At 54.0% G+C, this 26060-nt stretch carries 25 protein-coding genes and 1 pseudogene; 12 read left to right on the top strand and 14 right to left on the bottom strand.

The window, feature by feature from the left end; all coding sequences use genetic code 11:
- The 5 genes from ACRRUX_RS13320 to hemC form a co-directional block, all read right to left on the bottom strand.
- Nucleotides 1–1542 (bottom strand): retention module-containing protein (locus tag ACRRUX_RS13320; RefSeq protein ID WP_432531087.1); only part of this gene is annotated, 1542 nt, incomplete at its 3' end.
- Between the two features lie 301 nt (nucleotides 1543–1843).
- Complete coding sequence (locus ACRRUX_RS13315) at nucleotides 1844–3010, bottom strand: heme biosynthesis HemY N-terminal domain-containing protein (protein ID WP_432531085.1); 1167 nt, start codon at nucleotides 3008–3010, stop codon at nucleotides 1844–1846.
- A complete protein-coding gene (locus ACRRUX_RS13310) occupies nucleotides 3007–4179 on the bottom strand; it encodes a uroporphyrinogen-III C-methyltransferase (RefSeq protein WP_432531083.1) in 1173 nt (390 codons plus the stop codon). The genes ACRRUX_RS13315 and ACRRUX_RS13310 overlap by 4 nt, the downstream gene beginning before the upstream one ends.
- Nucleotides 4180–4236: 57 nt before the next feature.
- Nucleotides 4237–4953: a uroporphyrinogen-III synthase gene (locus tag ACRRUX_RS13305; RefSeq protein WP_432531097.1), complete on the bottom strand. Its 717-nt coding sequence runs from the start codon at nucleotides 4951–4953 to the stop codon at nucleotides 4237–4239.
- A gap of 2 nt (nucleotides 4954–4955) precedes the next feature.
- On the bottom strand, nucleotides 4956–5888 hold the full coding sequence (hemC, locus tag ACRRUX_RS13300) for a hydroxymethylbilane synthase (RefSeq protein WP_432531081.1): 933 nt from the start codon (nucleotides 5886–5888) through the stop codon (nucleotides 4956–4958).
- Between the two features lie 193 nt (nucleotides 5889–6081).
- Here hemC and ACRRUX_RS13295 point away from each other — a divergent pair, with 193 nt between their 5' ends.
- A complete protein-coding gene (locus ACRRUX_RS13295) occupies nucleotides 6082–8577 on the top strand; it encodes a class I adenylate cyclase (RefSeq protein ID WP_432531079.1) in 2496 nt (831 codons plus the stop codon).
- Nucleotides 8578–8645: 68 nt separating this feature from the next.
- Here ACRRUX_RS13295 and cyaY read toward each other — a convergent pair whose 3' ends face one another.
- A complete protein-coding gene (cyaY, locus tag ACRRUX_RS13290; RefSeq protein WP_432531077.1) occupies nucleotides 8646–8978 on the bottom strand; it encodes an iron donor protein CyaY in 333 nt (110 codons plus the stop codon).
- Between the two features lie 78 nt (nucleotides 8979–9056).
- Here cyaY and lptM point away from each other — a divergent pair, with 78 nt between their 5' ends.
- The 6 genes from lptM (at nucleotide 9057) to ACRRUX_RS13260 (ending at nucleotide 13634) form a co-directional block, all read left to right on the top strand.
- Nucleotides 9057–9200, top strand: a complete 144-nt coding sequence (gene lptM / locus ACRRUX_RS13285; RefSeq protein ID WP_432531075.1) for an LPS translocon maturation chaperone LptM — start codon at nucleotides 9057–9059, stop codon at nucleotides 9198–9200.
- Between the two features lie 6 nt (nucleotides 9201–9206).
- The gene (lysA, locus tag ACRRUX_RS13280; RefSeq protein ID WP_432531073.1) at nucleotides 9207–10451 is read left to right on the top strand and encodes a diaminopimelate decarboxylase; all 1245 of its coding nucleotides are present in this window, start codon (nucleotides 9207–9209) and stop codon (nucleotides 10449–10451) included.
- Nucleotides 10452–10512: 61 nt separating this feature from the next.
- Nucleotides 10513–11340: a diaminopimelate epimerase gene (gene dapF, locus ACRRUX_RS13275; protein WP_432531071.1), complete on the top strand. Its 828-nt coding sequence runs from the start codon at nucleotides 10513–10515 to the stop codon at nucleotides 11338–11340.
- 26 nt (nucleotides 11341–11366) lie between these two features.
- The gene (locus tag ACRRUX_RS13270) at nucleotides 11367–12005 is read left to right on the top strand and encodes a DUF484 family protein (protein ID WP_432531095.1); all 639 of its coding nucleotides are present in this window, start codon (nucleotides 11367–11369) and stop codon (nucleotides 12003–12005) included.
- Between the two features lie 10 nt (nucleotides 12006–12015).
- Entirely contained in the window at nucleotides 12016–12909 is an 894-nt protein-coding gene (gene xerC / locus ACRRUX_RS13265) for a tyrosine recombinase XerC (protein ID WP_432531069.1), read from the top strand.
- Nucleotides 12906–13634 (top strand): HAD-IA family hydrolase, encoded by a 729-nt coding sequence (locus tag ACRRUX_RS13260; RefSeq protein WP_432531067.1) that lies wholly within the window; start codon nucleotides 12906–12908, stop codon nucleotides 13632–13634. Before xerC ends, ACRRUX_RS13260 begins: the two co-directional genes overlap by 4 nt.
- 357 nt (nucleotides 13635–13991) lie before the next feature.
- On the opposite strand, the gene ACRRUX_RS13255 is transcribed toward ACRRUX_RS13260, so the two are convergent.
- Together ACRRUX_RS13255 and ACRRUX_RS13250 are read right to left on the bottom strand one after the other, a co-directional pair.
- Nucleotides 13992–14747, bottom strand: coding sequence for an outer membrane protein OmpK (locus ACRRUX_RS13255; RefSeq protein ID WP_432531065.1), 756 nt, complete (start codon nucleotides 14745–14747; stop codon nucleotides 13992–13994).
- A 350-nt stretch (nucleotides 14748–15097) separates the two neighbouring features.
- Nucleotides 15098–15586, bottom strand: a complete 489-nt coding sequence (locus tag ACRRUX_RS13250; protein ID WP_432531063.1) for an AlbA family DNA-binding domain-containing protein — start codon at nucleotides 15584–15586, stop codon at nucleotides 15098–15100.
- Between the two features lie 246 nt (nucleotides 15587–15832).
- Here ACRRUX_RS13250 and ACRRUX_RS13245 point away from each other — a divergent pair, with 246 nt between their 5' ends.
- On the top strand, nucleotides 15833–16504 hold the full coding sequence (locus tag ACRRUX_RS13245; protein ID WP_432531061.1) for a hypothetical protein: 672 nt from the start codon (nucleotides 15833–15835) through the stop codon (nucleotides 16502–16504).
- 94 nt (nucleotides 16505–16598) lie between these two features.
- Nucleotides 16599–17279 (top strand): Crp/Fnr family transcriptional regulator, encoded by a 681-nt coding sequence (locus tag ACRRUX_RS13240; protein WP_432531059.1) that lies wholly within the window; start codon nucleotides 16599–16601, stop codon nucleotides 17277–17279.
- Between the two features lie 86 nt (nucleotides 17280–17365).
- Here the strand turns inward: ACRRUX_RS13240 and tsgA are convergent, their stop codons facing one another.
- Together tsgA and deoD are read right to left on the bottom strand one after the other, a co-directional pair.
- Nucleotides 17366–18532: an MFS transporter TsgA gene (gene tsgA, locus ACRRUX_RS13235; protein ID WP_432531057.1), complete on the bottom strand. Its 1167-nt coding sequence runs from the start codon at nucleotides 18530–18532 to the stop codon at nucleotides 17366–17368.
- Nucleotides 18533–18588: 56 nt separating this feature from the next.
- Nucleotides 18589–19293: a purine-nucleoside phosphorylase gene (gene deoD, locus ACRRUX_RS13230; RefSeq protein WP_432531055.1), complete on the bottom strand. Its 705-nt coding sequence runs from the start codon at nucleotides 19291–19293 to the stop codon at nucleotides 18589–18591.
- Nucleotides 19294–19533: 240 nt separating this feature from the next.
- Here deoD and ACRRUX_RS13225 point away from each other — a divergent pair, with 240 nt between their 5' ends.
- Nucleotides 19534–20082, top strand: coding sequence for an opioid growth factor receptor-related protein (locus ACRRUX_RS13225; protein ID WP_432531053.1), 549 nt, complete (start codon nucleotides 19534–19536; stop codon nucleotides 20080–20082).
- Nucleotides 20083–20132: 50 nt separating this feature from the next.
- On the top strand, nucleotides 20133–21446 hold the full coding sequence (locus ACRRUX_RS13220) for a PD-(D/E)XK nuclease family protein (RefSeq protein ID WP_432531051.1): 1314 nt from the start codon (nucleotides 20133–20135) through the stop codon (nucleotides 21444–21446).
- Nucleotides 21447–21527: 81 nt separating this feature from the next.
- Here ACRRUX_RS13220 and ACRRUX_RS13215 read toward each other — a convergent pair whose 3' ends face one another.
- The gene (locus tag ACRRUX_RS13215) at nucleotides 21528–23633 is read right to left on the bottom strand and encodes a VIT and vWA domain-containing protein (RefSeq protein WP_432531049.1); all 2106 of its coding nucleotides are present in this window, start codon (nucleotides 23631–23633) and stop codon (nucleotides 21528–21530) included.
- Entirely contained in the window at nucleotides 23623–24033 is a 411-nt protein-coding gene (locus tag ACRRUX_RS13210) for a helix-turn-helix domain-containing protein (RefSeq protein WP_432531047.1), read from the bottom strand. Before ACRRUX_RS13210 ends, ACRRUX_RS13215 begins: the two co-directional genes overlap by 11 nt.
- 175 nt (nucleotides 24034–24208) lie before the next feature.
- On the opposite strand from ACRRUX_RS13210, the pseudogene ACRRUX_RS13205 reads away from it, so the two are divergent.
- Nucleotides 24209–24662 (top strand): annotated as a pseudogene (locus ACRRUX_RS13205) (ADP-ribosylglycohydrolase family protein).
- A gap of 60 nt (nucleotides 24663–24722) precedes the next feature.
- Here the strand turns inward: ACRRUX_RS13205 and fis are convergent.
- On the bottom strand, nucleotides 24723–25028 hold the full coding sequence (gene fis, locus ACRRUX_RS13200; RefSeq protein WP_011761333.1) for a DNA-binding transcriptional regulator Fis: 306 nt from the start codon (nucleotides 25026–25028) through the stop codon (nucleotides 24723–24725).
- Entirely contained in the window at nucleotides 25021–26016 is a 996-nt protein-coding gene (gene dusB, locus ACRRUX_RS13195; RefSeq protein WP_432531044.1) for a tRNA dihydrouridine synthase DusB, read from the bottom strand. Before dusB ends, fis begins: the two co-directional genes overlap by 8 nt.
- Nucleotides 26017–26060 lie beyond the last annotated feature (44 nt).

The raw sequence follows: 26060 nt of genomic DNA, 5'->3' as shown, positions 1-26060 counted from the left end.
CGTCTCACCGGCATTGAAACTGATTTGGCCGCCGTCGCCTTCGCCATCAATGTCGACGGTGAAGCTGATGACTGAAGAGTTGCCGACGTCATTATCCAGCACGTTACCTGTGGCTGAACTGTCCTCTTCTACTGTATTTACATCATTGGCCGCGGAGGTCAGATTTGCGTTGTCCGAGTTGGACGCTGTGTTACCAGCGGGATCAGTAACCGTGGCAGTAATTTGCAGATTGGTACCGGTTTCTGGTGCTGGGGTGGTCAGCTCAAGACCGTTGTCGATCATCTCCTGGGTGACAGTGCCGGTGAACAGTTCATTGCCCTGATTGTCGGTCACCACCAGGGTATCACCGACGGCAGTGCCCGCACCCAGGGTGACGGTGAAGTTCACTTCACCGTTAAGTTCTGCCTCATTGATATAACCATCGTTGTTGGCATCTTCGGTAATCACCACAGTTGGTGCCATTGGGGCGCCGTCGCCATCGCCGTAATCCAGAATCGCACTATCTTCACCGGAAGCCGTGTTACCAGCGGGATCAGTAACCGTGGCAGTAATTTGCAGATTGGTACCGGTTTCTGGTGCTGGGGTGGTCAGCTCAAGGCCGTTATCCAGCATGTCCTGCGTCACGGTGCCGTTAAAGAGTTCATTACCCTGATTGTCAGTGACTATCAGGGTATCGCCCAAGGCAGTGCCCGCACCCAGGGTGACAGTGAAGTTCACTTCACCGTTAAGCTCAGCTTCATTGATGTAGCCATCATCGTTGGCATCTTCTGTAATTTGCACTGTTACACTGGGGGGCGCGATATCAACGCTGCCGGTGTCTGAGTCGTTGGCAGTGTTGTTATTGTTATCCACGACTGTGCCATCTACCGTGTACTCTCCGTCCGGCAGTGGCTGAGGGATTTCAGCGGAAAATGAGCCATCAGGTTGCACCGTGGCTGAGATAACCTGTTGATTACCATTGCTGTCGGTGACGACCAGGGTTACCTGGCTTCCGGGAGCGGCATTGGTAGAGCCGGTGATCAGCGGTGTGGTATCCGTGGTGTTGTCCGGGGCAGACACATTCAGTGATAGGTTTTCTACAATAGAGGCAATAAACGGTGATTCCTCATTGCCCAGTCCTGGATTGATTGTGGTCGCGCTGGTGTCATAGCCCGCGCGGCCCAGAGTTTCATTGCCGGTGCGATCTACACTGCTGAAGCCATCGTGGCCCTGCCCGCCAGCCTGGCCCGCCGCGGTTTCAGGTAAATCTTCTGTCGGGTCATCACCTGCAAGGATTTGCTGCTGAATATCATTGATTTCTGCCTGCAGTGCATCGTCGGTCGCGGCATCGTTACTGGTGGGCGTATTCAGGGTTTGATTGGAGATTGAGGTTCCGTCATCAAACTGAATTTCAAATTTGGTGTCGTCACCTATCACCAATTTGCTGCCGGGTTCGATTCGTTGGCCCGCCTGCAATTGGAGTTGTGTTTCTCCTGTGTCTACAGAAATGCGTCCATTAACCTCAGTCAACAGGCCTGCTTTTGGTGCGGTGAAGGTTCCCATTTTTTTGCTCCCAACAGCCTTTAAAGTCCGTTTTTTAAGATGGGGTCAGCAGAATTCTGACCAGCATCCCATGGTATTGCCTTGTTGGAAGCTTGGTCAATTTATTGACGCAGCGTAAAGTATTGTGTTTATTTGTTTTTATTTTTGGTTATGCTGATTCTGAGTCTTGCTTTGGAGCTTAAGTTGCGTAAAAAGTGAGCTTGCCAGCACAAACTGTGTTTTATTGAAGTTCAGGTAGTTTTTGTGGATGGATTGTAGGCAGGAAGGGGAGCTTTGGCTCCCCTTTTGATATTAACTTATTTTACAATTTTGCAGCCTGATGGAAGCTGTGCAGTGCGCCGCTGTTATCGCCGAGCTGTTGTTGCAGTTCTCCCAAGGCCAACCAGGCGTTACGGCTGGGTGACAATTCGCACACCTTTTGCCAGTGTATTCTGGCTTGCTTAAACTCACGCTGACGTTGATTCAGCCTCGCCATTGCCTCCTGATAAGCGGCATTGTTCTCCTGCGTAGAAGCCATATCCGTCAAGGCTTTGATCGCGGCATGATTATCGGAGGGCGCCCATTCTGCCAGTACCAATGCCAGTTGCGGCTGAAACTGCTTTTTCAAAGCTTTGAGTATGAGTTTTATGGCTTTGTCAGTTTGATTGAATCGCATCAGTCCCCGACAGTATATTGCCAATAACTCAGGGTCTTGCTGTGACTGGCGCGGCAGGTCGCCCCAAGCCAGCTCCAGTTGTGGCAATCCTGCATCACCGGCGACAGACAGGTGGCTCAGGTGAATCTCGTGGTTTAGCCGACTCAGAGTGCTGGCGTTCAGTACCTGTTTTTTCTCGAGAGTTGGCATGAGCTTGAGCAGTGCGCCCCAGTTTTGCTCATGTCGGTATAGTTCCACCGCCAGGCGCAGTATCGGCTGACTGCTGCGGGGGCCCGGATGCAATTTTTCCAGCTCTGCCGCCGCCAGCTCCCAGGCCTGCTGTTGCATCAGATATCGCACCCGGCTGGTCTGTACTGCCTGCTGTGCCTGAGGATAATTCTCTGCCTCAGCCAAATAGGCATCGCGCTGCTCATAGTGTTGTTGATGTTGAGCCGCCCGTGCGGCCGCCAGCAGATTCAGGGCTGGCAGTTCACCTTTTTTGGCACCTTTGGCCATGGCCTGCTCTGCGCCTGACCAGTTTTCCTCGGCCAACGCCAGTGCGCCGTTGAGGGTGTGTTTGCGGGCGGCATTGCGGCGCCAGCGTTCCGGTAACAGGCGGCTGTTAAAGATCAGCGTCAGCAACTTTATCAGCAGCCATTCAACCACCTGGATCAGACCGAAGGCGACCAGTAACAGCATAATGGCGAACACCACACTGGTTTCCGCCTGGTAGTCGCCTGCCGCGACATAGACATAGCCAGTATTGCCGACCAGCCAGGGGCTGAGGCATAAACCGGCCAGAATGATAATCAGAAAGGCCAGGGCCCGGATCATAGTGACTCCCCGGCTGCATTGTGCAGCTCACCTTGCTCAATCAGTTGTTTCAGCAGCGCCGATGATTCGAAGTGATTCATGCTGATGGTTGATAGTTTCAGGGTTTCCATGGCCTCCAGAGCTTTGAGGGTGGATTCCACCTCTGGCGATGCCAGATCGTAGTACTGGAATATCCAGGTGCGGGCCATAGAGATGGCCGTGCGATAGTTGATTTCATTGCCGCGATAAAGTGCCAGCTGTGCCTGCAGTAATTTGCCGCGGATATTCTCGGCCAGATACCATTGTTGATCCGGACTCAGCAACGGCGCTTTATCTGTAGTGCGCGGGCGGATGACAATGAAATCATCCAGCAGTGCCTGCCAGGTTTTGGCGAGGTTGCTCTTCCAGTCAGCCAGGGAATCTGACAACTGGCTGTTGTCTGTTGCGGCCTGACTGGCAGTCATTTCCGCCCGGTTGAGCGGTAACTTATCGAGATTGTTGATGATCTCATCCAGGGTAAACACTGTGCCGGCGATATCCACCTGACGAATGGCTTTAACCGCGGCAATGTCCTTGGCGAGGGCTTTGCGCAGCGGCAGCAGGGCGGGGTCCTGCATGGCGGCAATGCGTTGATCGGCCGCTTCCAGCAGGCCAGCTGCTGTCATGGGATCTTTTTCCAGCCAGAGTTTGCGACCGGCCATCGTCACCAGATAGTTGGCCTCGGCAGCCTGCCAGTGGCTTGGTGTCTTGTCAGCCAGATTGGCAAGTCGTTCATTCAGTTGCTGATATTGCTCAGGCAGCGGTTTGAGTGCGGCAAGACTGCGATCAATTTGCTGCTGGCGGGCGGCGAGGGTGTCCAGCTGACTGACAGGGGCCTTAAGTGCCTGCTGCATGGCCAGATCCTGACGCGCCAGTTGTTCGGTAAACTGCGCCTGCTGTTTGCTCATTTGCTCATACAGAAAAGCGCTGCCGGCCAGCGCCAGCAAGGTGAGCAGGATACACAGGATAAGTAACAGCCCCAGACCCCAGCGACGGGAAGGACGGGTGGCGGTAACAGATTGAGGTGATTCGACAGACTCGCTTGTCTGCGGCTGCTCCCGGGAAACACTGGCTGACTCCAGGGCAGTGACATAGGCGCTGTCGGCCTGAATAGCTTCAGCGTCCGGGGACTTGGGCGATTTGTTGTCCATGAAACAGTCCTTGATGACGAAAATGCGACGGCCGCGCACCTTGCCACCCGGAAGTTGTCAGCTCAGCGCCGCCAGCATGGCCTCCGCGTGAGCGGCTCCGGCGTTGGTGACCTGGGTCAATCCTCTGGCAATGGCCTGCGCTTCGGCCCGGCTACTGGGTACTATGATATGACATGCACTCAGCCATGGAAATAATTCTTTTGGCACCAAAGTGATAAGACTGTCGAGCATCTCAGGGCTGGTGATCAGTATGGTATCTATCCCAAATGCCTGCCATTGGCGGCACAATTCGGGGTCTGCGGCCTGTGGGCCGGTACGTTGGTAGACTTCCCAGAAATCCACCTGTGCCCCCCGCTCCATCAGGGTTTGTCCAAGCAGTTCGCGACCACCATTGCCGCGGACAATCACCACTCGCTTGCCCGCGACCTGATTAAGGGCTGGCAGGGCCAGCAGACCTTCGGTTTGCTGATTGTCATCGCTGGCGCGTGCGCCGGTTATGCCTGCATTGGCAAAACTGTCCCAGGTGGCTTTGCCAACGGCAAAGTAACTGGCATTGGCCGGCCAGGGTTGACCCAGGGCTTTACTGCCAAAATGCACCGCATTGGTACTGACGAAAATAATGATGTCGGCTGCCAGAACAGTTGCCTGGGGCAGGCTTGGTGGCGTGGCTTCAACCCCCATCAGAGGGTAAATAAGATGAGCGATGCCGCGCTCAGACAGCGCGGCAGACAGGGTCTGATTGCGCCCCTCGGGGCGCGTCAGCAGTACCTTCATCATCAGGCCTTGCAGTAAACCGCATCCAGAATCGATTTGGCACCTTTGCCCAGCAGTTCGTCGGCCAGAGCAATACCCAGCTGTTCAAACTCGGCTGTTGGGCCAGAGATTTCGCCACGGATAATCTCGCTGCCATCCGGATTGCCCACCAGACCACGCAGGTGCAGAGTGTCGCCGTCGATGGTAGCAAATGCGCCGATAGGTACCTGACAACCGCCTTCCAGACGGGTGTTCATGGCACGTTCGGCCAGTACACGGTAACGGGTTTGCTTGTGCTCCAGCGGCGCCAGCAGGGCTTTTACCCGCTCATCGTCGGTGCGGCATTCAATACCCACTGCGCCCTGGCCGTTGGCAGGCAGAGAGGCTTCTTCGCTGATGAAGCTGGCGATACGTTCGCTCAGTTCCAGGCGGATAAGACCGGCTGCAGCCAGAATAATGGCATCGTATTCACCGGCATCCAGTTTGCCCAGACGGGTCCCCACGTTGCCGCGCAGATCTTTGATCACCAGATCCGGACGAGAAGCACGCAGCTGGCACTGACGGCGCAGGCTTGACGTGCCTACCACGGCGCCCTGTGGCAATTCATCGATGGATTTGTAAGTGTTGGAAACGAACGCATCACGGGGATCTTCCCGCTCGCAGATGACTTCCAGTCCCAGTCCCTCGGGGAACTCTACCGGTACATCTTTCATGGAGTGCACTGCGATGTCCGCCTGACCTTCCAGCATGGCCACTTCCAGCTCTTTCACGAACAGCCCCTTGCCGCCAACTTTGGCCAGAGGGGTATCCAGGATAATGTCGCCTTTGGTGCTCATCGGCAGCAGTTCAACAGTCAGGCCCGGGTGGATGCGCTCCAGTTCGGCTTTAACAAACTCGGCCTGCCACAGGGCCAGAGGGCTTTTGCGGGTGGCGATACGAATCAGGTTTTGGGACATGCTCTAAATCCATCTGAGATCTTGGTTGCCGACATGCTAAACACTAATGCCGCCTGATGAAAGCCGTGGCTGCCGGATCTTTGAAGTAAGCACTGCCTGTGTTCACTATTTAGTGTGATCTTGATCTCACTCTATTGTCTGAGTTGGCTAACCTGTTAGCATTTGGGCTGTGAACTTTTCCCAAGGAATTGATTTGGATACAGGTAGCTTGTTTGATGATGGCGAGATGTCGGATTTGCACTCAGCCTCATCTTATCTCCAGTCTGACGATTTCTCTCATGCCTGCCGTGGGACACAGCGCTGTAAGCAGGAGCTGGCGGCCCGGCTCAATGTCGTTCGTCTCGCCCGGGCCAAGGCTTTGCTGTCGCCGCTGCAGCGGCAGTTGCTCAAGCTGATCCCGACACTGTTTCATGTGCATCAGCAGGGACTTCCCGGTTATAACGGGCCCTTTTGCCCGCAGGGTATTGCCGGTTTGCGGATGGATGACCGGATCCCGGACATACTGTCGGATTTGGGGCTGCCACAGCCGGAATTACAGGCTGGTTTACCTGCGCTGGAAGGGATTTACACCATGGGCAGCACCGGCAGTTTTGGGCAAAACCGTTTCAGTGATCTGGATATCTGGCTGATACACCATGAGCAGCTGGGTAACTATGAGTTGCAGCAGCTGCGGCAAAAGGCCGACCTCATCAGTCAGTGGCTGGCGCAATTCCAGCTGGAAGCCAATTTCTATCTGGTTCACCCTCATCAATTCACCACCCGGCTGGATGATGATGCGCCGGACAGAGCCATGGGCCATGAACACAGCGGTACGGCGCAGCGCTGGTTGCTGCTGGAAGAGTTTTATCGCAGTCATATTTGCCTTGCCGGCAAGATGATCGCCTGGTGGCCGGATGCGCGCCCGGCCGAGGGGCTGCTGTTGCTGGGCGATGTCCATCAGCAGTTGGCGTCGGAATATCTGGGTGCGGCTTTATGGCAGCTTTACAAAGGCCTGGAAGCCCCCCACAAGGCGCTGCTTAAAGTGCTGTTGCTGGAGGCGTATGCTGCCGATGGACAGGCGCTTGAACTGCTCAGCGACCGACTCTGGCAACGTACCGAAGCCGGCGACTTCTCTGCCGGCAACGATCCTTACTGCATACTCTACGAATTTATTGAGAACTATCTGACCGGCCTTGGGGATACCCGGCGGCTGGAGCTTATTCGCCGCTGTTTTTATCTTAAATGCGGTGTCCGCCTGACGGCCCGGCAACAGATGGTGGACTGGCGTTATTACAAGCTCAAAAGTCTGGTGCAGGAGTGGGGCTGGGACGAGCAGCTGCTCAGAACCCTGGATGCCGCCGAGCACTGGCATGCCGGGCAACTGCGCTGGTTCAACAAACAACTCAATGAGCTGATGATCCGCAGCTATCAGACGCTGCTGAAGTTTGCCGCCAGCCGTCAGCTCAGCAGTGATATGCGGATTGATGAGCTCGGCATGCTGACCCGTAAACTCCATACCTATTTCAGTGGCGACAGCGATCAACTGGTGCGCTTCAATCTGCTCTGGAGTCGGGGCGTGGGAGAGCCGCGGCTGCGGATTGTGCGGGATAAATCCTGGTCGTTGCTGCGTATGGATAATGACACTGATGTGGATGGTGAATTGCTGTATCAGGGCGAGTCACTGGCGTCGCTGCTTTGCTGGGCGTGTATCAACAGTGTGGCCACGGCGCAAACCCGCTGGTTCAGGGAACGGGCCGATAATCTGCAGCAGGATGCCCGTCTGCAGCAGTTGGTGCGGCAAATGTTGCCTTTGGTGTCGCAATGCGATGTCAAAGTTTCGAAAGAAGATTTGTGTCATCCCTGGTATTTCCGCCAGGTGCTGTTTGTGCTCAATCTGGAGCAGGATCCCACTGCGCACTGGCAGGGACAGGAGATGATGATCGACAGGCTCAATGCCAGTGTGCTGTCACTTGGCCGCAGCCGACAAAATATGCTGGCGACCATTGATATTCTGTCGATCAATAACTGGGGTGAGTTTCACATTCATCAATATTCTGGAGAGTTGGCGCTGTTACAGGCGCTGACCTTTGTGGCGCCGGGTCTCAAGCGCTCCAGAGAGCAGGTGCAGCTGAATGTACTGAGCTGTTCGGCCAGACTGAAAGCACAGCTGGCGCAAACGGTACAAAATTATCTCAGTCAGGCGGCCAGACTAAGTCATCACGGCAAGACTGCCACGACTCTGATGCAGCCGCTGCATGTCGGCAAACGTCGCTTCGGGCTGTTTTATAACACCACAGGTCTGGTGTGGCAGGACCTCTGTGATGCCCGCTCGCTGTTTCAGCAACTGGTGAAGGGCCATGTGGTATCGCTGCCCAGACCGGATCTGCCCAATGAGCCGCTGGCGACCTTGCCGGAAGCGATTCAGCATTATGCCACCCGTGGGGTGACTCAGTATTTCCTGCGCCAGGATGGCCGTGATCTGGATGTATTTGTGCTTGATGAACACAATCAGCAGCAACACTTTTTACAGAAAAACTCCGATATCAGTGAGATGGTTAAACGCATCAGTCACCAGTTTGTATTCAGTGAGCATCATACTGCTGGCAGCCGCTTTAATATGCCGCAGTTTTTCCGGCTTGAGCGGGTCGATGGCGAGTTGACGCTATCGCCATTCGGTGTCGACAGGCACGAGTTTAATCGTGAGTTTTGAGATTTATAAGATTGATTCGCAGATTAAAAAAGCAGCCTGAGCTGCTTTTTTTGATGTTGCAATTGCTGTCAGAACTCGATCTGAATGCCGCTCTGGCGGGCAATGGAAGCCTTGACGAATGGCATGAATTCACCGGCATCGGTGCGCATATCCAGCCACTGACCATTCTCAAAACTGAAGTGATAACCGCCGAATTTGGTGGCTACCCAAATCTGGTGCAGAGGTTCCTGTTTGTTGATCACGATTTTGGATCCATCGTCGAACTCCAGCTGTAATACGCCACCGCTGGCATCCACATCGACATCGGCATCCTGCTCATCAATGGCATTCTCGATGGCACTTTCTATGGTCTGGAACATCTCATCGGCCAACTGGTGGAACTCGGTATCTGTCATCGCCATGTGTAACTGTCCTTTGCATTCTCGCTGTTGGATGCGATTATAAGTCCATTGCCATGATAAGCACAGATATTGAGAAAAATGAGACTGTTTTTACTGATATTACTTGCTAGTTTAGTGAGTGTCGGATGCGGCCAGAAAGGCCCTCTGTATAAAGCCCCTGCCATGCAGGACAATCAGGCTGGCAAGGTAGAACAAAAAGAACAGAAAAACCCTAAGGAATAAAAGAAGTTGGATCACTTTCTTTATAAGGATGATGTACTCTGCGCCGAGGAGTGTCAGGTAGCGGATATCGCTGCCCAATATGGCACGCCTCTTTACCTCTACTCCCGCGCGACGCTCGAGCGCCACTGGCATGCTTTTGACCGGGCCGTTGCCAGTGTTCCCCATATGATCTGTTATGCGGTCAAAGCCAACTCCAATCTGGCGGTACTCAATGTGCTGGCCCGTTTGGGCAGTGGTTTTGATATCGTCTCTGGCGGTGAGCTGGCGCGGGTGCTGCAGGCCGGGGGAGATCCCGCCAGGGTGGTGTTCTCCGGCGTCGGTAAAACCCGCGACGAAATGGCGCAGGCCATGCGTGCCGGGATTTGCTGTTTCAACGTGGAGTCGGCGGCAGAGCTGGATACCCTCAACGAGGTGGCCGGCGAGCTGGGTGTTATCGCGCCGGTGTCGCTTAGGATCAATCCGGATGTCGATGCCGGTACTCATCCTTATATTTCCACCGGGCTGAAAGAGAATAAGTTCGGTATTGCCATGGAAGAGGCGGAAGGTCTGTTCCTGCGGGCTCACTCTTTGCCCCATCTGCAGGTCAAAGGGGTGGATTGCCATATCGGCTCCCAGCTGACCGAACTGCACCCGTTTCTGGATGCCGTGGATCGCCTGCTGGCGCTGATCGATCGGCTGGCTGAGCAGGGCATAGTGATTGAGCACTTCGATGTGGGCGGCGGCCTGGGTGTCACCTACGATGAAGAAACCCCACCGCATCCTGATGATTACGCCAAGGCGCTGCTGGCCAAATTTGCCGGTCGTCAGCTTAAGCTGATTTTCGAGCCGGGCCGTGCCATTGCTGCCAACGCCGGGATCTTTGTAACCCAGGTGCTGTATCTGAAAGAAAACAGCGACAAGAATTTTGCCATCGTCGATGGCGCAATGAATGACCTTATTCGCCCATCTCTGTATAGCGCCTGGCAGAAAATCATTCCTGTGATCCCACGCGGCGGCCAAACCCGTTCCTTCGACATTGTCGGCCCTGTTTGCGAAACCGGAGACTTCCTCGGTAAAAACAGGCAGTTGAATGTAGAGGCCGGGGACTTGCTGGCGGTGCGCAGCGCCGGTGCTTACGGTTTTGCCATGGCGTCCAACTATAACTCCCGCCCGCGGGTGGCTGAGGTGATGGTGGATGGTGCTCAGCACTATCTGGTGCGTGAGCGGGAAAAATTGACCCAGCTCTGGCAAGGTGAGCATCTGCTGCCGTAAACTGACACTAAGTTAATGAGTTAGCGGCCGCTGCTGGCGGCCGTGCGAAAGGAAACTTCACTTGATCCATTTCACTAAGATGCACGGTCTTGGCAATGACTTTATGGTCGTCGATGGCGTAACCCAGAATGTGTTTTTTTCGCCTGAGCAGATCAAGCGTCTGGCTGACAGAAATTTTGGTATCGGGTTTGATCAACTGTTGCTGGTTGAGCCGCCCTATGATCCGGATCTGGATTTTCACTACCGGATCTTCAACGCCGATGGCAGTGAAGTTGAACAATGTGGCAATGGCGCTCGCTGTTTTGCCCGTTTTGTTCGCAATAAGGGATTGACCAACAAGCATAAAATTCGTGTCAGTACCGCCAATGGCAAGATGACGCTGAGGGTAGAGCGTGACGGCAGTGTCACGGTCAATATGGGCGTGCCTGTGCTGGAGCCCGCGCAGATCCCCTTCAAAGCCAAGAAGGCGGAAAAGACTTATTTGCTGCAGGCCGGAACCCAGGCTTTCCTGTGCGGCGCAGTCTCCATGGGTAACCCCCACTGTGTGCTGGATGTTGAAGACGTCACTCTGGCTGATGTTGAAGGTATCGGCAGTCAGCTGACCCGTCATGAGCGTTTTCCCAAAGGTGTGAACGTCGGTTTTATGCAGGTGTTGAGTAAAGAGCACATCAAGTTGCGGGTCTATGAGCGTGGCGCTGCCGAGACGCTGGCCTGTGGCAGTGGTGCCTGCGCGGCTGTGGTGGTAGGCCAGATGCAGGGTAAACTTGGACAACAGGTTCAGGTAGACTTACCCGGTGGCAGCCTTTCCATCAGCTGGGAGGGTGAAGGCAAACCTTTATGGATGACAGGGCCTGCCGAGCAGGTGTACGACGGACAAATTCAGTTATGAGTGATACCAAGCAGTCTGTGCCTGAAATGACCGGCGCAGGCGCACAACTCGATGCAGGTATGTTGGATGAAGCGATCATCCGCGAATACCTGCTCGATAATCCCGATTTTTTTCAGCGTTATCCTGAATTGTTGCTCGCCATGAGGCTGCCCCACGCCGAGCGTGGTGTGGTGTCGCTGGTTGAGCGCAGGCAGGAGTTGCTGCGCGGCCGGGTCAATCAACTGGAGGAGGAGATCACTCAGTTGCTGTCCATGGCGTCACGCAACGAGAAAATTTTCCGTTTCAACTGCGCCCTGTCCAGCGAATTGCTGGATTGTGAGGATATGGGCGAGTTGCGTCAGTTGCTCTCTGCCCGTTTGCAGTCCCAGTATGGTTTCAGCCATGTGCGTTTGATTACCGTGCATGATCTGGACAGTGCCCTGGCCGATATCTGGCGTAAGCGGCTTGAAACCGGGTATTACTTCGGGCGGCTGACCCAGGAAGAGTCGCAGCGGCTGTTTGGTACCGATGTGGGATCTGTTGCGCTGACCCGCCTGTCCCATGACTGTGGCCGGGTGATCTTTGCCATCGCCAGCCATGATGGCAGTCATTTCCATCCGGAGATGGACCATATGTTGATGGATCAATTGAGGTTAATGCTGGACCATCTGTTGCCCAAACTCTGACGGTTGTGCCATGACAGACAAAGACAGCCACTGGCTGGAACAATTTCACAACTATCTTTCTGCCGAGCGGCAACTGTCGCCGCTCACCTGCCGTAATTACCTGTTTGAACTCAAACGTATTCAATCTCTGAGAGACGGCTTTTCGCTGCTGACAGCCAACCGCGATGAGCTGCAACAGGCGCTGGCCAGATTGCACCGCAAAGGACTGAGTCCACGCTCAATCGCGCTGTCACTGTCGGCATTGAGGCAGTTTTATGATTTTTTGCTGCGGGAAAATGTGTTGGCTGCCTCGCCGGCACGCAGCCTGAAAACCCCTAAGCAACACAAGACGTTACCCAAAAATATGGATGCCGATGGCGTCAGTGCGCTGCTGGATATGCAGGGGGATGAGCCACTGCTGCTGCGGGATCACGCCATCATGGAGCTGTTTTACTCATCAGGCTTGCGTCTGGCTGAGCTGGCTTCACTGGATCGGGTGGATCTGTCATTGGCCAACCGCGAAGTGAAGGTGATGGGTAAAGGCGGCAAAGAGCGCATTGTGCCCGTGGGCAGCAAAGCGAGCTTGGCGCTTGAAGCCTGGCTTAGCGTGCGGGGCACTTTCCCCTGCCAGGATGATGCCTTGTTTGTGGCACAAAGCGGCGCCCGGTTGTCTCATCGCAGTATTCAGTCCCGGCTGGCCAAGTGGGGGGCTTTGCAGGGCACCGGCGTCAGGGTGCATCCCCACAAGCTCAGGCATTCGTTTGCCACCCATATGCTGGAGTCCAGCGGCGATCTGCGGGCGGTGCAGGAATTGCTGGGACATGCCAATCTGGCCACCACGCAGATTTATACCAGTCTGGATTTTCAGCATCTGGCCAGGGTTTATGATGACGCTCATCCGCGGGCGAAGAAGGGAAGCAAATGAAGATCTATATCAGACCAGAGCCTTACTGTGTGCTGTCCTTTGATTTGGATGACACCCTGTATGACAACCGCCCCGTTATTCGTGCCGCCAGAGAGGCCCTGAGCAATCATCTGCGCAGCCGTTTCACCGCCGCCCATGAATGGCAGGATGAAGACTGGCTGGCCTGCAAACGTCTGGTGCTCAGATCGCAACCCGAACTGGTACACGATACTACCGCCTGCCGTGAAGCCGTGCTGACCCGGGCGCTGATCAGCTGGGGCTACGGTGGCGAGCAGCTGAAAAAAGAAGTGGAGCAGGCGATGGCCTGTTTTCTGCACCACCGCAGTGATTTTCGGGTCTCAGACGAGGTGTTGGCCTTGCTGGCGAAATTGGATGAAAAGTATCTGCTGGCCGGTATCACCAACGGCAATGTGGACGCCGATCGTATTGGCTTGACGCCGCTGCTGAGAAAGGTTGTTCACCCGGGTAAAGGGCTGAGAATGAAACCTTATTCCGATATGTTCAAGCTGCTGACACAGGAGCTGGCGGTATCTCCTGCAGAGATATTGCATGTGGGGGACTGCTGGCAGTCTGATGTGCAGGGCGCAAGACGGGCCGGATGTCAGGCCGCCTGGCTCAATCCGGCGGCAGGCGCGCTGCCGTTGACTTCGGGGACAGGGTGTCTGCCCCATATTGAATTGAGCGAACTGAGGGAATTAAGGCAACTGAGTGAGCTAATGACCTGAACTGGTTGCTCATGCCCAAAACACAAGGCCCCGCCATGCGGGGCCTTGTCGTCTCAACACTTTCCAAACGTCACATCAAAATGACAGTTAGGGAAGATACGAACAAGTCCTCGCGGCACTCTGGCTTATGAGCAGAAGCGAGTTCGAGGTATTCAGATAAAGGAAGGCTGGTTGCCTTCCAAAGCTGAATACCCAAAAAATCGTGATTGCTCAAAAGCCCCTTCAGGCGAGGCTGACAGCTCTATCTGCTTTGTTGCAGTTCTCGATAAGGACTAGGGCCAGTAACTTCAAACTGCGCCGCGCATCTAGAAGCTGTCAGCACTCGCAGAGCACGCACGGGACTTATTCGCACCTTCCTTAGAAGTGATACTGGGCAATTACAGAGAAGGTGTTTTGCTGAATGCCATTTACACCATACTTGTTGTCCCAGAAATCGTATTCCACACCGACCAACAGTTTGTTGGCCTTGGCTTCACCCATCAGCAACTGGCCCAGGTCATATTTTACCTGTGGGTTGAAGTGGAAGTTGGTTTCAAAAGCGCCGTCATCGGTGGCGAATACCCAGTCGATATAGCCGTCGATCACCAGCTTGCTGCTGCCAACCGGGATGTCTACCCGGAATGCCGGGGACAGCTGCCAACCATCAGAGATATTGTTGCTGTTGAGTGCATCGCGGCGGAAGGTGTTCAACTGAAAGTAAGTGAAACCCGGGATCGCCAGATCCATACCCACACCATACAGCAGAGTTTCCACATCGCCTTTGCCTTCTTCCAGCGATAGCGCCAGCGACAGATCCGTTACCGGGCCAAAGCCCTGCATACCGAAGATCTTGCCCATGCTGAAGCGGGTGGTGATTTCACCGTAAGTGGTGTCGTCATGACCACCGTTGTTGCCGTTAAACCAGGTCACGTCCTGGAAAGCAAACCAGTCGCCATATTTCCAGGCACCGGCGGTTTCAAAGGTGACAGTGGTTTGGTCATCACTGGGGGCCAAATCATAGTCCTGACCATACAGGCCGGTCACACTGGCATCCCACCACTGGATCAATTCTTCACTTTGGGCGGCCGGGGCAGCCAGTAACAGGGCAGAGCATAATGCAGCTTTGGTGTTCATCTCGGCATTCTCATCTTATTGTTTTTGCTTCCCGTCAGAGCGGAAAGTCCGGGTATTGAAAAGCGGGGTCACTATAAAGCCTGAGCGATATGATGTTGCGATCCCGGTCAATATTTTACCCTGTTGTTTGTTCTGTAAATGCAATGCTGAATCAGGAATATAGGCACAATCCAAAGCTGCGGAATGGTTGACTCAGGTCACGTATTTTCTTAAGTGAGAGCTTGGGCGGCGGCTGTGCCCGCGTGGTTTGTTGAGGGATGTGGCACATATGGCGCTGATGGCATCAGCGGGGCTGAGTTTAGGGAGATATACGCTTTGCTCTGAGACTAAACTGCCATGCAATCAGGCCATCAGGGTAATGCTTCCCTTGCCCGGCGCAGCATCTGTGATACCTGGCGGCGGCTGGCCCGCATGTCGGCATCACCAACCCGGATATAGCTGCCACTGTAGGGATCGTTGCCGATAAATACCGGGCGATCCGGGATCTCAGCCTGGGGCACCCGGATGCGGATCACCTGCTTCTCAGCCAGACGGATAATCTGGATATCGGTGGGTTTGAGCAGGTTGACGCTGACTTTGGCTTTATCATTCAGGTGCTGCCACAGATACTCAATCATGGGTTCAGGCTGAGGAATACCTTCCAGCGTAAAGGTGCCACTATGCTCCCTGACCCCAAGCACAATTTCGCCACCTATGGTGTTGGCAAAGGCACTGTAACTCTCCCACATATCCTCCGGCACCTTGCCCTGACCATCGCGGCCGCCGGCCAGTTTGAACTCGACCTGCACAGACTCCGCCAGCGTGCTCAGGTCATCCAATACAAAGGTGTGATACTGCATAGCTGCTTCCTTCTCTGCCAAGCGTCATCAATGACTGACAGCGCGGCCATCAGCCTTGGCCGATGGCGCGCACAGCCCTGATTCAGGTGTAACACGCCCATATGACAATTGCCAGCGACGCCGGCATGACAGTCAAACCCCGTCGTCAGCAAAATGGCATGGCTATCGCAGATTTTAATGAAAATGCTTAAATATCATGCAGTAATTCTATCCATATGGTATTTCTTTGTGGTTCAGGGACGGATTGTGACAGGGAGATCTAAGGTGGACTTTCAGGCGTTAAAACGCAGGCACAGGGCGCAGCGGGACGGTTATCCGCAGGCGCTGTCGTTGCGGCTGCACCGCAGTTTAAGCTGGCTCGACAATGCCGAGCAGCATCATCAGGATGTGGACAGCGCGTTTATCTTCTACTGGATAGCCTTCAATGCTGCCTATGGTTATGAGGCAGAGCCTGCTTACCGCAGCGGTGAGTCTCAGGCATTCAGGCAATTTCTTGAAAAGATTGTCGATCTCGACAGTCACGGGCGATTGGAGAAGCTGGTGTGGCAGCAGTTTTCCGGGCCAATCCGGGTGTTGCTGGACAACCAATACATTTTCCAGCCGTTCTGGGAATACCAGCAGCAAAGGATCTCTGAGCTGGAGTGGCGCAGCCGCTTCGACAATGCCAAAACCTCGGTGCATCAGGCCATGGCCAGTCGCCAGACGGCACAGGTACTGGGCATTATCTGCCATCGCCTGTATACCCTGCGCAATCAGCTGATTCATGGTGGTGCCACCTGGCACAGCGGCATCAACCGTGACGCCATGCGTGATTGTCATGCGGTGATGGCGGCGCTGGTACCCACGATCCTCATCATCATGATGGATAATCCCGATACCCTCTGGGGCCCACCGGCATACCCGGTGGTAGGCACCTGAGCCGCATTATCCCGGCTGGCTGCTTGCATTTCACCGGGCAACTTGGTACCTAAAGCGGGGGCGGTCACCGGGGCCGGGTGTGTGGGGTGTGGAAATGCAGTTACAGTCGCTGGCGAAGGGGCGGTTTGAGGCTTTGTGGCAGCAGGATGGGGCACGGCTTGAGCAGTTAATCCTCAGTTGTATCAGCAGTCGTCGGCTGTACGACAAACATGAACGTATTCTGACTCAGGGCGAGCCTGTCGAGCAGCTGTATCTGGTTGCAGCGGGGCGCATTGCCATGGGCATGATGGCCCGTAATGGCCGCAATTTTTCACTGGGCACTCTCAGCTGCGATCAACATTTGTTTGGTGAGATGGAGTTGTTCACCGGCTATCCCTGTCAAATGAACATAGAGGCGGTGGAGCCTTTGGACGTGGCAGTGATCAGTATTGCCAAATTGCAGCAATGCCTGCAGCAGGAGCCGGCGCTGTCACTAGGGTTTGCTGCTGCCATTGCGCTGGATTATCAGGATACTGTGGAGATCCTCGCCCGCCGCATGTTGTATCCCATCAGCTATAACCTGGCCTATGACATCTACCATCAGTATCTGAACGATCAGCCGGTAGATGGTTTTCAGCTTAACTATCTGGAAGCCGAGCGCTTTGCCACCACCGACAGGGTTTATCGCCGGGCGGTGAAGGAACTGGAAAGTCTGGGATTGATTGAGAAGGATAAAGACGGTCTGAGGATCCGCGATCTGGCGGGACTCAAAGCGTTTCTCGATGACAAATCCTGACGACTGATATTGATGACTTATGCACTTACAGACTCAATCCCCACACTTGCTGTCGCGGGGATTGAGGTCATTAGTCAGCCAGTGACTCAGGCGTGCTGCGCCTGCGCATCGCGCTGGTATTTCATCGATGCCAGCAGCATCAGCAAAATGATGCCGTAAATCACCGGAATGGCGTACATCACTGTCTGCAACCCAACGATTTTTTCCAGCATGGCGCTGATGGCGGGACTGAACATGGCACCGGCACTGCCGCTGATCAGCACGTAAGACACGTTCTTGCTGCTGGCCTGTTTGAGGAAAGACACGCCATAGGCAATGAAGGCGTTGTACAGCGCCGCACAGGTAAAGCCGTAGGCGAAGGTCAGATAGCCAAGCCATGCCAATTCAGTGGTAGACACAATCAAGCTGGTGATCACCAGCGCACCTGAGATGATCAGCAGCAGGAAGTGCTGGATCTGCATGCGGGTGACGATCACAGTCGATACCAATGCTCCCACCAGGGCCGCTGACCAGTATTGGGTGATGATGTTGCCGGCTTCTTCAAAGGGAATGTTGAATTTCTCTTTGACGAACATGGGCGCCCAGGTAAGGAAGGTATACAGCGCCAGCATGCCCAGCAGCAGACCAATACCGCCACTGATGATGCCGAAGTTCCATTCGGATTTTTCTGTGCTGCCATCTGCGGTGTGGGTTTTGCAGGCATCAAAGTTGGTGAACAGTGCCAGCAGCATGGTCGCCAGCGCCACCAAACCCACGGCCAGATAGCTCAGGCTCCAGTTCAGCGCATTGGTCAGGGCATAAGTGGTGATCAGCGGAAATACCACGCCGGCCACGTTAAAGGTGGCATCCTGCACCACCAGCATGGTGCTCTGGATTTTATCCTTCCATACCGCCACCACTATGGTGCCGGCGATACACAGGCCCACACCGCCGCAGAAGCCGATGATGGTCATGGCCAGCATGACGATATTCAGGGATGGCGCCAGATACAGTGCCGCTGCTGCCGCGGCGACCAGGCCATAACACAGCACGGTAATGCGCTTGATACCGATTTTTTCAATCAGGAAGAAGGCGGCAATGGTGCCAGCCAGCGCGCCGCCGTTAAGCAGGGAGAAGATGGCGGCCACTTCGTTGACATCGGCATTGAAGCTTTGGGCGATAGGGTCGATGAGCATGCCAAACTGGGTGGCAAAGCCCGCCATGATAAAGTTCGCCAGAAAACTGATGGCGGTCAGGGTGATTTTATTGTTCATGATTATTGTCTTTTGGGTACAAACAAAAAGAGCCGCGCTGCGGCTCCTCCGGAGGACTACTTGATAGCGGTTTCCAGCGCGATCTGAATCATGTTGTCGAAGGACAGCTGGCGCTCTTCGGCAGTGGTCTCTTCGCCGGTGATGCAGTGATCTGATACCGTCAGAATCGCCAGTGACTCGATACCGAACTGCTGCGCTAAGCCATACAGACCCGCCACTTCCATATCGATCCCCAGCACGCCAAATTTTTCCAGCAGCGGGATCAACTCATCGTCGGGATCGTAGTAGAGATCGCCGGTGAACACATTGCCAACTTTGACATCGATTCCTTTATCTTTGGCCGCCAGATAGGCGTTATGCAGCAATTCAAAGGTGGCTGAGCTGGCCAGCTGATAGCCTTTGGTGCGTTTGGCATTGGTGGGCGAGTCGGTACCGGCGGCCTGCGCCAGGATCACATCGCGCATGTTCACATGTTTCTGGGTGGCACCAACACTGCCGATGCGGATGATGCGTTTCACGCCGAAGTCATTGATCAGCTCATGACCGTACAACACCATGGAAGGTACGCCCATGCCATGGCCCATTACCGAAATACGCTGGCCTTTGTAGTAGCCTGTGTAACCCAGCATATTGCGGATATCCGTCACCAGTTTGGCGTCGTCCAGGAAGGTTTCGGCAATGTATTTGGCGCGCAGTGGGTCGCCCGGCATGATGACGGTCGGCGCGAAATCGGCAGCAGTGCCCGCGATATGAGCAGTCATAAGTCAATCCTCATGTTCAATGACGGACTGATGATAATGAGGGGGCAAAACAAGTATCAGGACAAAAGTCCGGTTTTGCCGGTTGTGGCAAAAAGCACCACGTCGCCGCGAGTAGCTATCAACCGCCAGGTCATTGTGCCGGCAATGCGATGCACAGCTCACAAGTCCAGTCTGCTGTGCTGCAGGCCAGGTCGGCGAACCGGGTAACATTCGTTATTTATGAAACTGCCGGAATACACCATGGAATTACCGGAGCAGCAACGAGATGCGCAGCTGACAGTGAAGTTCTTCAGGGGGGAGATTGCCGACGCCAGAGGCAATACCATTGACACTTATCAGCAGTATGCCGATATCTGGCTGGAGCATGACCATAAATATATTCAGTTGCTGTTTCCCATCGACACCGGCACCCGTTTTAATCGTCATGCACCGCTGGCCAACGAATTTACGGTGGCGGCATTTGCTGCCGATCCGGCGCTTAAAGCTGGGCACCTCAAAAGCCTGGATCGCCTGCTGGCGTACTATGGTATGCGCCGTGAAGACAGTCAGGTTTTTGCGGCGGGGGAAATAATCCCCAAAAACTGCCCCTGGCTGAAGTGGCATGATCACAATCAACTGCGCCTGACCCGCATCATGCGTTCCATCTGGCTGTTGACTGACAGGGCGCTGGCCTATGCCATACGTGATTTTATTCTCCATCATGCCCGGCACTATGAGAGCGGTGAAGTACGGGCGATAACCCTTAGCCACTGGGCCAATTTCGATCAGAATGAAACAATGGAGCATTAAGGGGCCGATTTTGTATCCATTAATTCACCCGACTGGGCAGGAGAGACTTCTTGAGTAAACAAGCTGATGGCGTCTATGCCAGCTTGAGCTGTGGCGATCACATCGCGGCAGAGGGCAGGGCCAAAGCCCATGGCAATGAGCAGCACTGTGCCGATGAGCAATATCGCTGGTTGACTGAACTGATATTTGACAGCAAAGAGCTGGATAAACTGGGCGCCATGGTATCCGGCTTCAACCTGTTTGAGGCCATGGGCATGGTTCGTCAGGAGATCCGCCACTCGCATTTTCTGGGCACCTTGCTTAACCCGCGGGAAAATCATGGGCTGGGCACGCGTTTCTTTGAGTCCCTGTTTTCCCGGTTGCTGTATGGTTTGGCTGAGCTGGAGAGCGATGCCATTTCGCTGCTGGATATCGATCTGTGTGACTATGACGATCTGCAGGTGTTGCGGGAGCAGGACTATATCGACCTGTTGCTGGTGAGTGAGCAGAATCGTCAGCTGTTTGTGATTGAAAATAAGATTGATGCCGGTGAGCACTGCGAGCAGCTGGCGCGTTATGAACAGACGGTGGCGCGTCGCTATCCTGAATATCGCAAGGTATTCGTATTTCTGACGCTGGATGGCAGTGATGCCAGTCGGGAAGGCTGGCTGAGTCTCGGATATCCTCAGGTTATCGCCTGCCTGACGGAGCTGATGACAGACTACGGCCATCAAATCCCCACTGCCGCCAGTATTGCCATTGAACATTACATCACACTGTTTAAAAGATACTTTATGGAAGACACTGAGATTGCGCAGCTATGCCGCCGCATTTACAAAAAGCACCAGAAAGCCCTGGATCTGATTTTTGAACACAGGCCTCAGGCAACCAATGGCAATCAGGCCCGCCAACAATTGCTGGCGGATCTGCTGTCGCCTTATCTGGCTGAGCATGGCTGGCAGGAAGATATCAGCACCGCCAGTTTTGCCCGTTATGCCTGTCTGAGCTGGGATGCGCGCAAGCCGCAGATGCAAAGTTCCAGCTGGACCAAAACCGGCCGGGTGATTTTGTTTGAATTCGCTCTGTCGGCCAAAAAGATCCAGTTGAAATTGATCATTGGCCCCAGTGCGGATCAGGCCTTCAGACAAGAGATCTATGGCCTGGCTGTTGGTGAGCAGCGCTGGACTGCGCTTTATTCCCGCAAGATCAGCCTGACCCGGGAATACACCACCATTTACAGTCGTACCATTGTCAGTCATGTTGAGCTCGACTCAATGGATGAGCAACAGTTGCAGGATAGTATTGCCGCCAGCCTGGCTGATTTCTTTGAGCAGGACTGGCCAGTAATCCATGATGTGCTCACTCCTGGAATGCTGTCGTCATGAGTGTTTGCAAGCCTGGCCGCGTTCGCGCATCCAGGGAAGAACGCTTACCCTCCTCTCTGGAGAAGGGAATAAAGTGACAAGTTACTCGCGTAAGCCAATGTCCTGATAGACCTTCAACAACGAACAGTTGTTTCTCTTGATGCAAGCGGCAAATTGCGTCAGTTCCTGCAGACACGGCACTTTGATGCTGGAGCGAGCTTCCAAATCGACCAATACGGCGATGTACAGATGAGGGACTGGATATTGTTGGCTTTCAAGTTGGCTCAAGCATCTTGCCAGATGCTCAGGAAAACCAAGCTCAATTAAGGTTTGCATGCACAGTTCCTTCAGGAACCATCCGGTATCTGGAGCGAGGGCGTTTATGTTGCTGAACATCATATCTACCCAGCTCGGTAAAGGCAGAGCCTGCTTACTCTCAGCGGTTATGCTGTCACTGCGTAAAAACGCCGGGATATCAAGCGTATCTAGCCTTTCCCCTGGCGCCGCTTCACAGTGGGGGGATGACATGATGGCTGCGCTCTCACAGTACACTTCTGGTGCCGACATGCAAACACTGCCTTCTGCCAGCATGTGTGGAATAACGACTGTGGTTGCGAGATCATCGGTTACCACTTGTTCCTGCACCAACACGAAGCTGGTATGTGACGACAGCAGTTGGTGTTTCAATGCCAGCACTTCGGCCTCTTGTGGGCTGGCCGTGCGCAGTTGCTGCTGTGCCACCAGCTTTCTCAGGGCGTCAGCATACTCTCCTTCGAGCTGTTGTTGCTGCCATTGCATTGGTATTAGCTCGCCTTGCGGATTTGAAATAGTGCCACTGAGCTGAGGCGGAAGTTCCTCGGCACTTTGGTAAAACGCAGTGGTACAGCCGCTGAACACAGCGCTTGGCAGTGATTGCCATGTCAGCTGTGGCAGATTCAGTTGCAGGCGTGGTGAGCGTAACTGTTCGATGAGCTGAGTAAGCTGCTCTGCCATGTTGATATGGGGATTGAGCATTAATGAATTGCCACCAGTTGCTTGGGCAAGCCGTCTCAGCAGCGGCTCGCTGGCACTGTTGCCAATGCCAATGGTGAACAGCCGAATGCCCTGTGACTTGAGTTCGCAGGTAAGTTGGCGCAAGCGATTGTCGCTGTCCCAAAGCTCACCATCTGTGCACAGCAAAATATCGCCGCCACCGCTGTTTAATGCCAGTTCTTGAGCCAGTACCAAAGCTTTATGCAGCTCTGTGCCGCCGAGATTGGCCTCAAGCGCATTGATGGCCTGACGTAAGGTATTGGCAAATTCTCCAGTGTAAGGATGGGCCTGATGACTCAGTGCTTCTGTGTCACTGCCAAAACGGACCAAGTTTATTAAATCGGATTTGTTGAGCTTTTCCAGCGCATTTTGCAGGCCAAGTTTAGCCTGAGCCATGGGTAAGCCACACATGGAGCCGGAACAATCGACAAGCAGTTGCAGGCGGGCGCTGCCGGATGTTTGGCAGAGGTTGGCTGGTGGATATACAAGACCGATAGCACTGGCTGGAATGTCTGAGGTGCCCACGCAGGTAAGCCACTGATGCGGCTTAAGCTCGCTTCGCCAGCTCAGCGACAAAGGCTTATCCAATTTGGCCTCTCCTTGCCAGATGGACTTTGTGTCATCTATCTGGCTCAGTGGTGCGTTGGCCTGCAAATTAAAGGCATCTTGCAGCTCCAGGCGATACTGGAATCCATAGTCAGCAAACAGGGAGTTGCCTTGTGGCAGGGCAAATACCGGGGCATTGCCATATTTGATGCCCAATACGGTTGGCAGACGGTAGTGCCAGCGCCCATCCTGATATTGCAGCAGACTGGCTACCGTCATCTCAAGACTGATGTCATCACCTTGTACAACATTGCCGATACTCAGTTGATAGAAGCCCTCTTCAATTTCTTCAATCAGCAGGCTGCGCTTCCCATTTTCCAGACCTTCTTCATAACTTTCTACCGCGTTGTGCTTCGGTAAAACCGTGCCTGTCAGTCGCTCATCGTTGATGATGACAGCAATGTCCTGAAGGACTGCATCTGCAGGTAGAGGAAACTGATATACCAGTTCAATGGGGTCATCACCCGTGTGTTTGAAATGCTGTGAGATGCGACTCAGTGCTAATGGGCCATGGGTATTCAGGGTGAGTTGCCATTGCTGCAGGGGTGACGAAAAGGCATTACTGCTCATGATGCTCTTCCTTAAGTGATGAAATCGTTGCCAAAGTGGTTTGAGCGAGGGCGCGAAGCTGAGCTTGCGATAACTGGCACTGTGACGGGTCAATAACCAGTTCGATACCCGCGCCCAGATTGATGTGACTGCATACCCGGATTTCGCCTTGGTTGATCCGGGGCAGGGGCGGCGGAGCATCTTGAGTCTCAAACAGGTCTGTGATGGCTTGCAGTGATAAGCCAGCTTGTTGCCAATTGCGAATTTTGACCAGGCGTTCCAGATGTTGCTGGTGGTATGTGGCCCCTCTTCGTTGTCCTTCCGGGGGAGGTAGCAAACCCTTCTGTATGTAGAAGCGAATCGTGCGAGCAGGTGTTTCACTGAGCACGCTGAGTTCTGATAACGAGTACTTCTGAGTCACATCTCTCTCCCAATTTCATTTATTGACACTCATTAGTGACACTCTTGGTGTTATAAAATCTTTTGCATTCAGGTGCAAGCCATTTCGTTTTTTAAGTTGGGCTTGTCCGTTACTCAAGTAAGGACCACTCAAGTAAGGACAGGTATGTTTATATTTCCTCAGGATCACAGTTTGTATGACCATTACCGAGATACCGCTGTTGGGCTTGGCATTGGGGGATGCGCTGGGAAGGACATTGGAGTTTACCCCTAAGGCATCGGTCTTACCCATTGCCGACATGTTGGGTGGTGGACCATTTGGTTTGAAGGCGGGGCAGTGGACTGACGACACCAGTATGATGCTGTTTCTGGCTGATAGTTTGATTGAGCGTGGCGATAACGATTTAGTGGATCAAGTTAGTGCGTTACTCGCGTTGGCAGCGTTGTGGGGAAAACTCCCGTACTGGTCACTGCTTTGATATTGGAATGACAGTGAGACAAGCCTTGAGCGCGTTCGAACGTACAGGAGAGCCTTATGCAGGCAGTGAAGATGAGTACAGTGCTGGCAATGGAAGTTTGATGTGTGAAGTCCATGGCCGATTTCTCTCTTCTAATAAATCTCTCGGGGTACATGTGGGGGTACATGGATAGAAAAAGGGCCCGTTGATTTCTCAACGAGCCCTTTTAAATCAAAGCATTAAGAACGCCTGATTAGTTCATGCCGTACTTTTTCAGCTTCTTGCGCAGAGTACCACGGTTGATACCCAGCATGTTGGCTGCGCGGGTTTGGTTACCGCGGGTGTGTTGCATGATGATGTCCAGCAGTGGAGCTTCAACTTCGCAAAGCACCATCTCGTAAACTTCCTGCGCTTCCTGACCGTCCAACTGAGCGAAGAAGTTGCTTACAGCGCGCTTTACAGCGTCGCGCAGCAACTGAGGCTTAATGGTGCCGTTAGCAGTTTCAATTTTGCCTACGGTAAGCGGATGGGCTTCTGTGTGAGTTGTCTGATCAAACATTCGTAATCTGCTCTTTGTCTAATTCTGAAATAAATTCTTCAAAAAAACATTCCACTAGGGAATATTGCTCCGCCGCGGTCTCCAGCTTATTAAACTGGGCACGAAAATCCCGCTGTGCGTCCTGATCCAGGTACCAACCTATGTGTTTGCGGGCGAATCGCACACCTTTAAACTCCCCATAAAGGGTATATAGCTTGGTCAGGTGGTCCAGCATCACTTGACGCTTTTCCTCCACCGTCACGGGCGGCAGCTTTTCCCCGGTATCCAGATAATGTTGAATTTCTCTGAATAACCAGGGGCGCCCCTGAGCCCCCCGGCCGATCATCAGGGCATCCACTCCGGTGTAGTCGAGCACATAACGTGCCTTCTCCGGCGTGGTGATATCCCCATTGGCGACCACAGGTATGGAGACGCTTTGTTTTATAGCCTTGATGGTGTCGTACTCGGCTTCACCCTTGTACATGCACTGTCTGGTCCGGCCGTGAACGGCCAGTGAGGCAATGCCACTGTCTTCGGCTATACGGGCGATCTGAACACCATTCCTGTGCTCCGGATCCCATCCCGTGCGAATTTTGAGCGTAACCGGTACATCTACTGCGCCAACCACGGCTTTGAGGATTTGCTCCACAAGGTCGGGGTTTTGCATCAGCGCTGAACCAGCCAGCTTTTTATTCACTTTCTTGGCCGGGCATCCCATGTTGATGTCGATGATCTGGGCACCTTGCTCTACGTTGTAGCGCGCGGCCCAGGCCATGGCATCGGGGTCTGCCCCGGCAATCTGTACTGAGCGAATACCTTCCTCACCTGAATGACTGAGTCTCAGGCGGCTTTTATCCGTGTCCCAAACATCCGGATTAGCCAGCAACATTTCCGACACCGCCATGGCTGCGCCATAACGGAGGCAGAGGTTGCGGAAGGCTTGATCGGTGACACCAGCCATTGGTGCCACGATCAGCTGATTCCTCAGTTGATAGGGTCCAATCTGCATGATTGTTTCACCTTGCTCATCAAAGGGGCGCTATAGTACGCCTT

It is taken from the genome of Shewanella sp. GXUN23E (assembly GCF_050865035.1).
GTDB lineage: Bacteria > Pseudomonadota > Gammaproteobacteria > Enterobacterales > Shewanellaceae > Shewanella.
The sequence above is the reverse complement of the archived record's forward strand: the minus strand, read 5'-3'. Positions and strand labels throughout refer to the sequence as shown.

What these genes read in the sequence shown, in the direction of transcription:
- ACRRUX_RS13315 (WP_432531085.1), bottom strand. Translation starts at nt 3,010, where the DNA reads ATGATCCGGGCCCTGGCCTTTCTGATTATCATTCTGGCCGGTTTATGC.
- ACRRUX_RS13310 (WP_432531083.1), bottom strand. Translation starts at nt 4,179, where the DNA reads ATGGACAACAAATCGCCCAAGTCCCCGGACGCTGAAGCTATTCAGGCC.
- ACRRUX_RS13305 (WP_432531097.1), bottom strand. Translation starts at nt 4,953, where the DNA reads ATGAAGGTACTGCTGACGCGCCCCGAGGGGCGCAATCAGACCCTGTCT.
- hemC (WP_432531081.1), bottom strand. Translation starts at nt 5,888, where the DNA reads ATGTCCCAAAACCTGATTCGTATCGCCACCCGCAAAAGCCCTCTGGCC.
- cyaY (WP_432531077.1), bottom strand. Translation starts at nt 8,978, where the DNA reads ATGGCGATGACAGATACCGAGTTCCACCAGTTGGCCGATGAGATGTTC.
- lptM (WP_432531075.1), top strand. Translation starts at nt 9,057, where the DNA reads ATGAGACTGTTTTTACTGATATTACTTGCTAGTTTAGTGAGTGTCGGA.
- ACRRUX_RS13270 (WP_432531095.1), top strand. Translation starts at nt 11,367, where the DNA reads ATGACCGGCGCAGGCGCACAACTCGATGCAGGTATGTTGGATGAAGCG.
- xerC (WP_432531069.1), top strand. Translation starts at nt 12,016, where the DNA reads ATGACAGACAAAGACAGCCACTGGCTGGAACAATTTCACAACTATCTT.
- ACRRUX_RS13260 (WP_432531067.1), top strand. Translation starts at nt 12,906, where the DNA reads ATGAAGATCTATATCAGACCAGAGCCTTACTGTGTGCTGTCCTTTGAT.
- ACRRUX_RS13255 (WP_432531065.1), bottom strand. Translation starts at nt 14,747, where the DNA reads ATGAACACCAAAGCTGCATTATGCTCTGCCCTGTTACTGGCTGCCCCG.
- ACRRUX_RS13250 (WP_432531063.1), bottom strand. Translation starts at nt 15,586, where the DNA reads ATGCAGTATCACACCTTTGTATTGGATGACCTGAGCACGCTGGCGGAG.
- ACRRUX_RS13240 (WP_432531059.1), top strand. Translation starts at nt 16,599, where the DNA reads ATGCAGTTACAGTCGCTGGCGAAGGGGCGGTTTGAGGCTTTGTGGCAG.
- tsgA (WP_432531057.1), bottom strand. Translation starts at nt 18,532, where the DNA reads ATGAACAATAAAATCACCCTGACCGCCATCAGTTTTCTGGCGAACTTT.
- deoD (WP_432531055.1), bottom strand. Translation starts at nt 19,293, where the DNA reads ATGACTGCTCATATCGCGGGCACTGCTGCCGATTTCGCGCCGACCGTC.
- ACRRUX_RS13225 (WP_432531053.1), top strand. Translation starts at nt 19,534, where the DNA reads ATGGAATTACCGGAGCAGCAACGAGATGCGCAGCTGACAGTGAAGTTC.
- ACRRUX_RS13215 (WP_432531049.1), bottom strand. Translation starts at nt 23,633, where the DNA reads ATGAGCAGTAATGCCTTTTCGTCACCCCTGCAGCAATGGCAACTCACC.
- fis (WP_011761333.1), bottom strand. Translation starts at nt 25,028, where the DNA reads ATGTTTGATCAGACAACTCACACAGAAGCCCATCCGCTTACCGTAGGC.
- dusB (WP_432531044.1), bottom strand. Translation starts at nt 26,016, where the DNA reads ATGCAGATTGGACCCTATCAACTGAGGAATCAGCTGATCGTGGCACCA.